The 11,167-nt window shown below is 68.1% G+C and carries 13 protein-coding genes; 9 read left to right on the top strand and 4 right to left on the bottom strand.

Annotation, left to right across the window (positions count from 1 at the left end; all coding sequences use genetic code 11):
- Positions 1–21: 21 nt before the first annotated feature.
- Genes BMY35_RS02370 through BMY35_RS02355 form a run of 4 tightly spaced genes read right to left on the bottom strand, consistent with a single transcriptional unit; the run spans position 22 to position 3,433 of the window.
- Complete coding sequence (locus tag BMY35_RS02370) at positions 22–798, bottom strand: glycosyltransferase family 2 protein (protein WP_093195378.1); 777 nt, start codon at positions 796–798, stop codon at positions 22–24.
- The gene (locus BMY35_RS02365) at positions 765–1,562 is read right to left on the bottom strand and encodes a lysophospholipid acyltransferase family protein (RefSeq protein WP_093195377.1); all 798 of its coding nucleotides are present in this window, start codon (positions 1,560–1,562) and stop codon (positions 765–767) included. Before BMY35_RS02365 ends, BMY35_RS02370 begins: the two co-directional genes overlap by 34 nt.
- 42 nt (positions 1,563–1,604) lie before the next feature.
- Positions 1,605–2,642, bottom strand: a complete 1,038-nt coding sequence (locus tag BMY35_RS02360; RefSeq protein ID WP_093195376.1) for a chorismate transformation FkbO/Hyg5 family protein — start codon at positions 2,640–2,642, stop codon at positions 1,605–1,607.
- Positions 2,643–2,644: 2 nt separating this feature from the next.
- Positions 2,645–3,433 (bottom strand): class I SAM-dependent methyltransferase, encoded by a 789-nt coding sequence (locus tag BMY35_RS02355; protein ID WP_093195375.1) that lies wholly within the window; start codon positions 3,431–3,433, stop codon positions 2,645–2,647.
- A 128-nt stretch (positions 3,434–3,561) separates the two neighbouring features.
- Here BMY35_RS02355 and BMY35_RS02350 point away from each other — a divergent pair, with 128 nt between their 5' ends.
- The 9 genes from BMY35_RS02350 to rng are packed head-to-tail and all read left to right on the top strand — an operon-like array spanning position 3,562 to position 11,164.
- Complete coding sequence (locus BMY35_RS02350; RefSeq protein ID WP_093195374.1) at positions 3,562–4,287, top strand: YebC/PmpR family DNA-binding transcriptional regulator; 726 nt, start codon at positions 3,562–3,564, stop codon at positions 4,285–4,287.
- 56 nt (positions 4,288–4,343) lie between these two features.
- Positions 4,344–5,654: a phosphoribosylamine--glycine ligase gene (gene purD / locus BMY35_RS02345; RefSeq protein WP_093195373.1), complete on the top strand. Its 1,311-nt coding sequence runs from the start codon at positions 4,344–4,346 to the stop codon at positions 5,652–5,654.
- Positions 5,654–6,571: an oxygen-dependent coproporphyrinogen oxidase gene (gene hemF / locus BMY35_RS02340; RefSeq protein ID WP_093195372.1), complete on the top strand. Its 918-nt coding sequence runs from the start codon at positions 5,654–5,656 to the stop codon at positions 6,569–6,571. Before purD ends, hemF begins: the two co-directional genes overlap by 1 nt.
- On the top strand, positions 6,568–7,203 hold the full coding sequence (gene nadD, locus BMY35_RS02335; RefSeq protein WP_093195371.1) for a nicotinate-nucleotide adenylyltransferase: 636 nt from the start codon (positions 6,568–6,570) through the stop codon (positions 7,201–7,203). Before hemF ends, nadD begins: the two co-directional genes overlap by 4 nt.
- Complete coding sequence (rsfS, locus tag BMY35_RS02330) at positions 7,203–7,859, top strand: ribosome silencing factor (protein ID WP_093195370.1); 657 nt, start codon at positions 7,203–7,205, stop codon at positions 7,857–7,859. The genes nadD and rsfS overlap by 1 nt, the downstream gene beginning before the upstream one ends.
- The gene (gene rlmH / locus BMY35_RS02325) at positions 7,856–8,323 is read left to right on the top strand and encodes a 23S rRNA (pseudouridine(1915)-N(3))-methyltransferase RlmH (RefSeq protein ID WP_070060813.1); all 468 of its coding nucleotides are present in this window, start codon (positions 7,856–7,858) and stop codon (positions 8,321–8,323) included. Before rsfS ends, rlmH begins: the two co-directional genes overlap by 4 nt.
- Positions 8,320–9,024, top strand: coding sequence for a phytanoyl-CoA dioxygenase family protein (locus tag BMY35_RS02320; RefSeq protein WP_093195369.1), 705 nt, complete (start codon positions 8,320–8,322; stop codon positions 9,022–9,024). The genes rlmH and BMY35_RS02320 overlap by 4 nt, the downstream gene beginning before the upstream one ends.
- Positions 9,025–9,027: 3 nt before the next feature.
- Complete coding sequence (locus tag BMY35_RS02315) at positions 9,028–9,630, top strand: Maf family protein (RefSeq protein ID WP_093195368.1); 603 nt, start codon at positions 9,028–9,030, stop codon at positions 9,628–9,630.
- Between the two features lie 7 nt (positions 9,631–9,637).
- Positions 9,638–11,164: a ribonuclease G gene (rng, locus tag BMY35_RS02310; protein ID WP_093195367.1), complete on the top strand. Its 1,527-nt coding sequence runs from the start codon at positions 9,638–9,640 to the stop codon at positions 11,162–11,164.
- Positions 11,165–11,167 lie beyond the last annotated feature (3 nt).

Genomic DNA, 11,167 nt, shown 5'->3' with positions numbered 1-11,167 from the left:
TCTGGGGGAGGGAACAAGACATCAGTCCTGGAACGGCGGCTTCTTCGCCAGCTTGCGGAACAGCAGCAAGGGCAGCCGGAGGACGAATTCGATCATCAGCCGCGCGTGCATCCAGGTGAGCAGCACGTTGTCGCGGCCGTAGCGGAAGTGCGAGACGCCGCCTTCCTCCGCCGTGAGGTATTTCACCGGCGCGTCGATGTTCACCGGCTTGACGCTGCGCCATGCCAGCCGCACGACGGCCTCGGTGTCGAAGTCGAAGCGCCGCATCCAGGGCTGGCGTGCCATCACCGCGATCAGGTCGGCCACGGGATACACGCGAAAGCCGTAGAGCGAGTCGCCGACGCCCGCGAACAGGGTTTCGAGCTGCGTCCAGCCGTTCGACACGCGCCGTCCGCGCACGCGCAGCAGCGGCGCGCTGGCGTCGAACACCGGGCGGCCCAGCACCATGGTCTCAGGGCGCCGCAGCGAGGCCTGCATGAAGGCGGGGATCAGGTCGGCCGGGTGCTGGCCGTCGGAGTCCATCGTCAGCGCGTGAGTGAAGCCTGCCTCCTTCGCGGCGCGCAGGCCGTGCAGCACCGCCGAGCCCTTGCCCTGGTTCTGCGGCAGCACCCACACGCGCAGGCCCGGATCGCCCTCGGCCATCTGCTGCAGGCGCTCGCCGGTGCCGTCGTCGCTGCCGTCGATCACCACCCACACCGGGCTCCACTGCGCGCGGGCGGCGGCGACCGTCGAGAACAGCCGTTCGCCGGTGTTGTAGCTGGGGATCAGGACAAGGTGTGTGCGCGAGGCGTCTGGCATTCGGGGGACGCGTCGGTGGCGCGCTGTTCCATGTTTTGTCGGAAGTATTGTTCGAGTTCGGCCTGCAGCACGTCGCTGTCCTGCGTGGGCGCGAAGCGCTTGCCCAGCCGCAGCCTGAAGACGATGGGCAGCGGCGGCACGCGCCACAGCGGCCAGCCCTTGGCGAGGTAGGGCGAGTCGGTGTCGATGAACACCGTTTGAATGGGCGCCTGCGCCAGCTTGGCGATCAGCGTGGTGCCGGGGCGGAACGGGTTGAGCGGCGGCGTCACCGTGCGCGTGCCCTCGGGAAAGATCACGAGTTGGCCGCCGTTGCGCAGGTCGTTCACCGCCAGGCGAACCATCGTGCGCGCCGACTTGTTGCTGATGTAGCGCGCCAGCCGGGCGCCCGCGCCCAGGAAAATGTTGCCCATCAGGTCGGCCTTCATGATGCAGGCGCTGCGCGGCAGCCGCGCCACCAGCAGCAGCGCGTCGAGCATGGTCGGGTGGTTGGCCACGAAGATCACGCCGGGCTCCTTGCGCATCGGGTCGAGGCAGGTGGCATCGATGCGCATCATGCCGGTCACCGAGGCCAGCCACCAGAACATGCGGTAGGCGAAGGCGATGGTCATGCGGCCCAGCGTGCGCGCGGGCCCCGCCGGCATCACCGGATGGATGAGCATGGCGAAGAGGTTCCAGACCAGGGAGATCAGGCCGAGGAACAGCAGCAACGCGTAGAGCATCAACGCGAGCGGAATCGATGTGAGAAGTCTCAGCACGCGGGTCATTGGATCGGTAGGTCGGGCGAGGCGCGGTCGGACGACGACCGGTCAGGCCCGCAGTTCGCCGGCCGCGACCGTGTGGGCCTCGATCTCGACCAGCAGGTCGCTGCGGCAGATGTCGGCTTCGAGGTACACGGCATGGCGCGCCATCGGCGCATCGGCACCGAGCGCGCCTTCGAGGATGCCGCGCACCGTCTCGGTGTCGGACGGATGCCGCACGTAGACCACGCAGTCGAGCTCGGCCAGCGAGAACTTCGCGCTGCAGCGCTCGTTGGCGGCGGCTATCACCGCCTGCAGGTTGCGCAGGGTCTCGCGCGTCTGCTCCTGCACGTCGCCGTGGTGCACGGTCTCGTGGCCCACGATGCTCGCGGTGCCGGAGATGAAGAGGGCGATGTTGCCGTCGCCGATGTCCGCCAGCGCGGCGCGCGAGAAGGTCGGCGAGCGCGGGCCGTAGGTTTCTGGATAGCGGTAGGCCGAGACCTGCCGGGGGTTCTCGACCGGCAGCGGCGCGCGCTGACCGGCCAGGAAGCGGATCGACAGCGCGCCCTGGTGAATGCCCAGCGCGCAGGCGGCCGGGGCACCCTCGAAGGCGGCGCGGCCTGCTTCGAGGAAGGCTTCCTGCCGCCCGAGGTTGAACTGGCGGTAGCGCTCCAGCCCGCCGCCGTCGGCGTTGATCTGTGGCAGGTAGTTCCAGATGCGCTGCAGGTGCGGCGTGCCGGCCTGGTCGAGCGTCTTGAACAGGTCGCGATAGGCGCGGTGCGCGAGCTCGGCCAGGCCCTGCTTCTCGGCGGCTTCGTCGAGGTCGATGGCGCCGAGCAGCCAGTGCCCGTCGGTGCGCCAGCGCGCGATGCCAGTGGTGCCCGACCTGACGTGCGAGCCGTTGCTCACGTGCCAGACGTCGGCCATGGCTCCGGTGGCCGACAGCACGCGTGCGTTGACGGTCGGCATCCATGCCACGCCGTGCGGCGTGCCGTAGCCGAGCGCGGCGAATGGGGCCTTGCCGCCAGCGGCCAGCGCCAGGCTGGCGGGCAGCGAAAGGCGCTCGACGCGCAGATGGGAAGTGGAGGTTTCGTCCTGAGCTGGCACTGTCAACTGGCCTCGACGGTGTGTTCTGGTTTGATGGCGGTGTAGACCGAGAAGACGCCGAGGCTCGTGTGCCGGCGCACGTCGCGCAAGCCCGCGGCGGCCAGCGCCTGCATCACCCGCTCGGGAGGAATGCAGGCCTCGATCGTGTCCCAGTAATAACGCCACAGTTCGGATGTGTTGCGCTGGCGGCCGATCACGCGTGCGATCAGCGGCACCACGGCGCGCATGTAGCCCCTGAGCAGCGCCGTCGCGACGCGGCCCTCGGGCTTGGTGATCTCGAGCACCGCCACGCGCCCGCCGGGGCGCAGCACGCGATGGAATTCGGAGAAGGCGGCGGCCACGTCGCTGATGTGGCGCATGGCATAGCCCATGCTCACGAAGTCGCAGCTGACGTCGGGCCGGGGCAGGGCCTCGGCCACGCCGCGCACCAGCTCGACGCCGGGCAGCCTGACCTGGCTCATCATGCCGGCGCTGGGGTCGACGCCGACGAGCTGGCCCATCGAGCCGATGAGCTTCAGGGCCTCGCGCGCGACCAGTCCGGTGCCGATGCCCACGTCGAGCACCTTCATGCCCGCCGAGAGTCCGGCCTGCTGCAGCGCCGCACGGCGGTACGAGGGGCCCGTGCCCAGGGCCAGCACGCTCTCGATGCGGTCGTAGTCGGCCGCCGTGCTGTCGAAGATGCGCCTCAGGAACGCCTGATGCTCCGCCTCGGTGCTGTAGTACAGCGGCAAGGGTGCGTGCGGTGGCAGGGCGTCGGGATTCCCGGGCCCGACGGAAGGCGATGGCGTCATCGAACAATTATCACCAAAAGCATTGAGCCGAATTCCGCCCCCCCGGGACCGGCGTTGTGTGCGCCGGACAGTAAACTCGGGGCCTGCTCGGATTGACACAGAAACACAGGACAGCGAGATAGAAAGCCATGGCCGGACATAGCAAGTGGGCGAACATTCAGCACCGGAAGGGCCGCCAGGACGAGAAGCGGGGCAAGCTCTGGACCCGCGCCATCAGAGAAATCACGGTGGCCGCCCGTGCCGGCGGCGCCGACCTGAGCGGAAACCCCCGGCTGCGGCTGGCGGTGGAAAAGGCCAAGGCGGTCAACCTGCCCATTGACACCATCAAGCGCAACATCGACAAGGCCACGGGCAACCTCGAAGGCGTCAATTACGAAGAAATTCGTTACGAAGGGTACGGCATCGGCGGCGCGGCGATCATCGTCGACACCATGACCGACAACCGCGTGCGCACCGTGGCCGAAGTGCGCCACGCGTTCTCCAAGCACGGCGGCAACATGGGCACCGAAGGCTCGGTGGCCTTCCAGTTCAAGCATTGCGGCCAGATCATCTTTGCGCCGGGCACCAGTGAAGACAAGGTGATGGAAGCGGCGCTCGAGGCAGGCGCCGAGGACGTCATCACCGACGACGACGGCGCCATCGAGGTGCTCACCGCCGTGGCCGACTTCGAATCCGTGAAGAACGCGCTCGAAGCCGCCGGCCTGAAGCCCGATGCGGCCGAAGTCACCATGCGCGCCGAGAACACCGTGGACGTGACCGGAGAGGACGCCGCAAGAATGCAGAAGCTTCTCGACGTGCTCGAGGACCTGGACGACGTGCAGGACGTGTATCACAACGCCTCGCTGTCCGAGTGAGCAGCCGTCGCCGAATGAATGTTTGTTGAATCACAGCGAGAAATGAAGGCCCGCGAATGAAGGTACTGGTAATTGGGGGAGGGGGCCGCGAACACGCTCTCGCATGGCGACTGGCTCAGGCTGCCCGGGTCAGCCGCGTGTACGTGGCGCCGGGCAACGGCGGCACGGCGAGCGACGAGCGCTACGACTGCATCGACATCACCGAGCCCGCCGCGCTGCGCGAGTGGGCCATCAAGGAAAAGATCGCGCTGACCGTGGTCGGCCCCGAGGCGCCGCTGGCTGCCGGCGTGGTCGACGAGTTCCGCGCGCACGGCCTGCGCATCTTCGGCCCGACGCAGGCGGCCGCTCAGCTCGAGAGCTCGAAGGCCTTCTCCAAGGCCTTCATGAAGCGCCACAAGATCCCGACGGCCGAGTACGAGGCCTTCACCGACGCCGCGGCCGCGCATGCTTACATCGACGCCAAGGGTGCTCCCATCGTCGTCAAGGCCGACGGCCTGGCGGCGGGCAAGGGCGTGGTGGTCGCCATGACCGCGCAGGAAGCGCACGAGGCCGTCGACTTCATGCTGGTCGACAACAAGTTCGGCAATCCATTGGGAATTCAGCACAACGAAGGCGGCGCGCGCGTCGTCATCGAGGAATTCCTGCAGGGCGAGGAAGCCAGCTTCATCGTGCTGTGCGACGGCAAGAACGTGACCGCGCTGGCCACCAGCCAGGACCACAAGCGCCTGCTCGACAACGACGAAGGCCCCAACACCGGCGGCATGGGTGCGTATTCGCCCGCGCCCGTGGTCACGGCCGAGGTGCATGCGCGCGCCATGCGCGAGATCATCCTGCCGACTATCCGCGGCATGGAAAAGGACGGCATTCCGTTCACCGGCTTCCTCTACGCCGGCCTGATGATCGACGCCACCGGCCACCCCAAGACGCTCGAGTTCAACTGCCGTATGGGGGACCCCGAGACGCAGCCGATCATGATGCGCCTGAAGTCCGACCTGTTCGAGGTGTTCTGGCACGCCACCGACGGCACGCTCGACCAGGTCGAGCTGCAGTGGGACCGCCGCGTGGCGCTGGGCGTGGTGATGGCAGCGCACGGCTATCCACTCTCGCCGCGCAAGGGAGACCGCATCACCGGCATTCCGGCCGAGGCGCCCGATGCGGTGGTGTTCCATGCGGGCACCACGCTCGACAACGGCGAGCTCAAGACCAGCGGCGGCCGCGTGCTCTGCGTGACCGTGCTGGCCGACAGCGTGAAGCAGGCGCAGCAGCGGGCCTACGAGGTCGCGGCGCGCGTCAGCTTCGATGGCGCGCAGTACCGCAAGGACATCGGCTTCCGCGCGGTGCACGCGCGCAACCCTCACGGCTCCTGATGCAGCAGACCAATCCGGCGGCCGTCGGCGAATACCTGCGCGGGCTGCAGCATTCGATCATCGCGGCGGTCGAGAAGGCCGATGGCGGCACCTGCGTGCGCGACGCCTGGCAGAAGGCGCCCGGCGAGCCGCTCCAGGGCAACGGCCTGACCTGCATCCTCGAAGGCGGCGAACTCTTCGAGCGCGCGGGCTGCGGCTTCTCGCAGGTGCGCGGTCCGAAGCTGCCGCCCTCGGCCACGCAGAACCGACCCGAACTCGCGGGCGCGCCCTTCGAGGCAATGGGCGTGTCGCTGGTGTTCCATCCGCGCAATCCGTACGTGCCCATCGTGCACATGAACGTGCGCATGCTGGCCGCGCTTCCCGAAGGCGGCGAGCCGGTCTGCTGGTTCGGCGGCGGCATGGACCTCACGCCGTGCTACGGCTTCGAGGAAGACGCGGTGCACTTCCACACCGTGTGCCGCGATTCGCTCGCCGCTTTCGGCGACGACAAGTACCCGCGCTTCAAGACCTGGTGCGACGAGTACTTCTTCCTGAAGCACCGCAACGAGCAGCGCGGCGTCGGCGGCATCTTCTTCGACGATTTCTCCGAAGGCGGCTTCGAGAACGGCTTCGCGATGATCCGCTCCGTGGGCGACTCTTTCCTGCCGGCCTACCTGCCGGTCGTTGAGCGCCGCCGCGCAACGCCTTACACCGAGCGCGAGCGCAATTTCCAGCTCTATCGGCGCGGCCGGTACGTGGAGTTCAACCTCGTGTGGGACCGCGGCACGCACTTCGGCCTGCAGTCGGGCGGACGCACGGAGTCGATCCTGCTGTCGATGCCGCCGCTGGCGAGCTGGGCCTACCAGCAGCAGCCCGAACCCGGCAGCCCCGAGGCCGCGCTGTACAGCAACTTCATCGTCCGTCGCGACTGGCTGTGAACCCTTCTTCCGGCAAGGCACCGCGCCGCATCGGCGTTTTCGGCGGCGCGTTCGATCCGCCGCACAACGCCCATGTGGCACTTGCGGAAGCCGCCATGGCGCAGCTCGATCTGGACGAACTGCACGTGATTCCCACTGGCCAGGCCTGGCACAAGAGCAGGGCGCTCACGCCGAAGGAAGACCGGCTCGCCATGACCCGGCTGGCTTTCGGCGACCTGAAGGGCACCGTCGTCATCGACAGCCGCGAAGTGCTGCGCGACGGCCCAACCTACACCCTCGACACTCTGCACGAACTTCAGGGCGAGCAGCCCGGCGCGCAGCTGGTGCTGATCATGGGCGCCGACCAGGCGAGCGCGCTGCCGACCTGGCACGGCTGGCAGGATATACTCGGCATTGCTATTGTTTCTGTAGCGTATCGCGCACTATCGACGGGTAACACTGCCCGTTTTGATCCGAAATCACTGCCCGGCCTCCCGGCTGGCGCGCGTTTCGAGGCGCTCGAACTGCCTCCCATGGACATCAGCGCCACCGAGATCCGGAGGCGCGCGGCGCTCGGCGTGGACATTTCCTCGCTGGTTCCGCCCACGGTTGCACGCTATATTGACCAACACCACCTCTACCGCTCTGCCTGATGACCACTGAAGCCGCCGCAAAGAAAGACACCCAGAAACTCCAGCGAGCCATCATCGATGGCCTCGAAGACGTCAAGGCGCAGGACATCAAGGTATTCGACACGGAGCATCTTTCGCCGCTGTTCGAGCGCGTGATCGTCGCATCGGGCACCTCCAACCGCCAGACGAAGGCGCTGGCCGCCAGCGTGCGCGACGCGGTGCGCGAAGCCGGTTTCGCCAAGCCGCGCGTGGAGGGTGAGGACAACGGCGAGTGGATCATCGTGGACTGCGGCTCGGCCGTGGCGCACATCATGCAGCCCGCCATCCGCCAGTACTACCACCTGGAAGAGATCTGGGGCGACAAGCCGGTGCGAGCCAAGCTCGGCGGCGTCAAGCCGGCGGCAGCCACTGCATCCAAGGCTGGTGCCGAGGAAAAGAAGGCTGCCAAGGAACCGACGCTGCGCCGCTCGAGCGCCGCCAAGACCGCCATCCGTGCGGCAGAGCAGGAAGCCAAGGCTGCGAAGGCTCCGGCCAAGAAGACCGCAGCGAAGAAGGCGCCTGCCAAGAAGACCACCACGGCACGCGTGCCGGTCAAGGTCGTGGGCAAGCCCGCCGCCAAGAAGCCCGCCGCGAAGAAGACGACGGCCGCCAGGAAGGCGCCAGCCCGTCGCGCATGAAGCTGCTGGTGGTCGCCGTCGGGCAGCGCATGCCCGATTGGGCTCAGACTGCCTGGGACGACTATGCCAAGCGTTTTCCGCCCGAACTCAAGCTCGAGTTGCGCGCCGTCAAGACCGAGCCGCGCGGCTCCAAGACACTTGAAACGCTCTACGCCGCCGAGCGCGAGCGCATCGAAGGCGCGATCGCGCGCGGCATGCGCATCGTCGTGCTCGACGAGCGCGGCACGGCGCTGACCACCAAGGCGCTGGCCGCGCGCCTGCAGACTTGGCAGGGCGAGGGCGATGACGTCGCGCTCGTCATCGGCGGGCCCGACGGGCTCGATCCCGCCTTCAAGGCCGCGGCCCACGAACGCATCCGCCTGTCCGACCTGACCCTGCCGCACGCGATGGCGCGGGTGCTGCTGGTCGAGCAGCTGTACCGGGCGTGGTCGGTCAATGCGGGCCATCCTTACCACCGCGAATGACGAACGCCGACGGGCAGGTCGCGTTGCTCGAGGAAAGAGGCCATGCGCTGGTGCCGGCGCTGTTGCCGCACGAGCTGCTCGATGCCACGGCGCAATCGCTCGATCACTGGTTGGGGCAGGCGGCGGGCAGCCGCAACCTCCTGGCCCATCCGTCGTGCAGCGAGATGGCCATCCAGCTGAAGGCGCGGCTTTCCGGCATGGGCCTGCTCGATGCATCGTCTGTTGCCGTGCAGTGCACGCTCTTCGACAAGACCGCCGACAGGAACTGGCTGGTCGCTCTTCATCAGGACACGTCGATCCCTGCCTCGGGCGGCGGCATGCCCTGCGTCATCAAGGAGGGTGAGCCGTACGTGCAGCCACCGATCGATGTGTTGCAGTCGCTGCTCGCCGTGCGTGTGCATCTGGACGACTGCGGCGCCGATGCCGGGCCGCTGCGTGTCGTGCCGGGCAGCCACCGCGCCGGCCGGCTGGACGGCGACGAAGCGCAGGCGTTGCGAGCCGCCCATGGCGAAACCGTCTGCACGGCGGCGCACGGCGACGCCTTGCTGATGCGCCCCTTGCTGCTGCACGCCTCGTCGCGCGCGAAGTCGCCGGCGCGCCGGCGCGTCCTTCACTTTCTGTTCGGACCCGCGAGCCTGCCGCAGGGGCTGGTCTGGAACCACGTCGTGGCCGGCGAACAGCCGACGCCACAGGAGATTTGAGCCTTGCCGGATTTCATCTACCTCGCCTCGCAGAGCCCGCGCCGAGCCCAGTTGCTCGGCCAGCTCGGCGTCCGCCATGAACTGCTGCTGGCCGATGCCGACGAGGATGCCGAGTCGCTCGAAGCCGCGCTGCCCAACGAGGCGCCGGCCACCTACGTGCAGCGCGTCACCGGCCTGAAGCTCGATGCCGCCGTGGCGCGGATGCGCAAGCGGGGCCTGGCGGAAGCACCGGTGCTCTGCGCCGACACCACGGTCGCGCTCGGCCGCACCATCCTCGGCAAGCCCGAAGACGAAAAGGACGCCGAGCGCATGCTGCGGATGCTTTCGGGCACCACGCATCGCGTGCTGACCGCGGTGGCGCTGCACCACGGCAGGAAGAGCCATGCGGCGCTCAGCGTGTCGCGCGTGCGCTTTGCCGACATCACCAGGGCGCAGGTCGCCCGCTATGCCGGAAGCGGCGAGCCGCTGGGCAAGGCCGGTGCCTATGCCATTCAGGGCGCTGCCGCGGCGTTCGTCGAGCACATCAGCGGGTCCTATTCGGGCATCATGGGACTCCCCATGTTCGAGACGGCAGGGCTGCTTCGAAACGCCGGCTTCAAAACCTGAGAATTCCATGCAAGACATCCTGATCAACTGGTCTCCGCAGGAGACCCGCGTGGCGCTGATCGAGCACGGTGCCGTGCAGGAGCTGCACGTCGAACGCACGCTGGAGCGCGGGCTGGTCGGCAACATCTACCTGGGCAAGGTGTCGCGCGTGCTGCCGGGCATGCAGTCGGCCTTCATCGACATCGGCCTGGAGCGCACCGCCTTCCTGCACGTGGCCGACATCGTGGCGCCGTTCACGCCGGGTTCTCGGCCCAGCGCACCGGCGCCGGAGCGCGACCACCGCAACGGCGGGCCGATGGTGCCCATCGAGAAGCAGGTGTTCGAGGGCCAGTCGCTGCTGGTTCAGGTCATCAAGGACCCCATCGGCACCAAGGGCGCGCGGCTTTCCACCCAGATCAGCATCGCCGGGCGGCTGCTGGTGTTTCTCCCGCAGGACAACCACATCGGCGTGTCGCAGAAGATCCCGGCGGAGCAGCGCGAGTCGCTGCGCAGCCGGATGCTGGCGCTGATCGAGGCAGCGGCGGCTGCCGACAGCGGCGGCGTGGTGCCGGCCAACACGGGCGGCTTCATCCTGCGCACCAACGGTGAGGATTCGAGCGACGCCGAGCTGGCCGAGGACATCGCCTACCTGCGCAAGACCTGGTCGCGCATCCGCGAGGCCTCGATGCGCATGCCGCCGATGTCGCTGCTGCACCAGGACCTGAGCCTGCTGCAGCGCGTACTGCGCGACATGACCGGCGAGGAGACGCAGACCATCCGCATCGACTCGCGCGAGCAGTTCGACGTGCTGCTGAAGTTCGGCCTCGAATTCATGCCCAAGGCGGCCGGCAAGCTGCAGCACTACAAGGGCGAGCGGCCGATCTTCGACTTGTATTCGGTCGACGAGGAAATCGCGAAGGCGCTGGGTCGGCGCGTCGACCTCAAGTCGGGCGGCTACCTCGTGGTCGACCAGACCGAGGCGCTGACCACGGTGGACGTGAACACCGGCGGCTTCGTCGGCGCGCGCAACTTCGACGACACCATCTTCAAGACCAACCTCGAGGCGGCGCAGGCCATCGCGCGCCAACTGCGGCTGCGCAACCTGGGCGGGATCATCATCGTCGACTTCATCGACATGGGCCGCGACGACCACCGCGAGCAGGTGCTGGCGGAGTTCCGCAAGCAGCTCGCGCGCGACCGCGTGAAGACCACGGCGGGCGGCTTCTCGCAGCTGGGGCTGGTGGAAATGACGCGAAAGCGCACGCGCGAGTCGCTGGCGCACATGCTTTGCGAGCCCTGCATCGCCTGTGGCGGGCAGGGCATCGTGAAGACCGCGCGCAGCGTGGCCTACGACGTGATGCGCGAGATCCTGCGCGAGGCGCGGCAGTTCACGCCGCGCGAGTTCCGCATCGTGTCGTCGCCGCAGGTGATCGAACTTTTCCTCGACGAGGAGAGCCAGCACCTGGCGGGGCTGAGCGATTTCATCGGCAAGCCGATCTCGCTGCAGGCCGAGCCGGCGATCGGGCAGGGGCAGTACGACATCGTGCTGCTCTGAGGC

The organism is Variovorax sp. YR750, from assembly GCF_900109805.1.
In the GTDB taxonomy this organism is placed as follows: Bacteria; Pseudomonadota; Gammaproteobacteria; order Burkholderiales; family Burkholderiaceae_C; genus Variovorax; species Variovorax gossypii.
Note: the sequence above shows the minus strand (reverse complement) of the source record. Positions and strands in the feature narration are given on the sequence as shown.

Excerpts from the sequence above, each read along its gene's own strand:
- BMY35_RS02370 (WP_093195378.1), bottom strand. The coding sequence starts at position 798 with ATGCCAGACGCCTCGCGCACACACCTTGTCCTGATCCCCAGCTACAAC.
- BMY35_RS02365 (WP_093195377.1), bottom strand. The coding sequence starts at position 1,562 with ATGACCCGCGTGCTGAGACTTCTCACATCGATTCCGCTCGCGTTGATG.
- BMY35_RS02355 (WP_093195375.1), bottom strand. The coding sequence starts at position 3,433 with ATGACGCCATCGCCTTCCGTCGGGCCCGGGAATCCCGACGCCCTGCCA.
- BMY35_RS02350 (WP_093195374.1), top strand. The coding sequence starts at position 3,562 with ATGGCCGGACATAGCAAGTGGGCGAACATTCAGCACCGGAAGGGCCGC.
- purD (WP_093195373.1), top strand. The coding sequence starts at position 4,344 with ATGAAGGTACTGGTAATTGGGGGAGGGGGCCGCGAACACGCTCTCGCA.
- hemF (WP_093195372.1), top strand. The coding sequence starts at position 5,654 with ATGCAGCAGACCAATCCGGCGGCCGTCGGCGAATACCTGCGCGGGCTG.
- rsfS (WP_093195370.1), top strand. The coding sequence starts at position 7,203 with ATGACCACTGAAGCCGCCGCAAAGAAAGACACCCAGAAACTCCAGCGA.
- rlmH (WP_070060813.1), top strand. The coding sequence starts at position 7,856 with ATGAAGCTGCTGGTGGTCGCCGTCGGGCAGCGCATGCCCGATTGGGCT.
- BMY35_RS02320 (WP_093195369.1), top strand. The coding sequence starts at position 8,320 with ATGACGAACGCCGACGGGCAGGTCGCGTTGCTCGAGGAAAGAGGCCAT.
- rng (WP_093195367.1), top strand. The coding sequence starts at position 9,638 with ATGCAAGACATCCTGATCAACTGGTCTCCGCAGGAGACCCGCGTGGCG.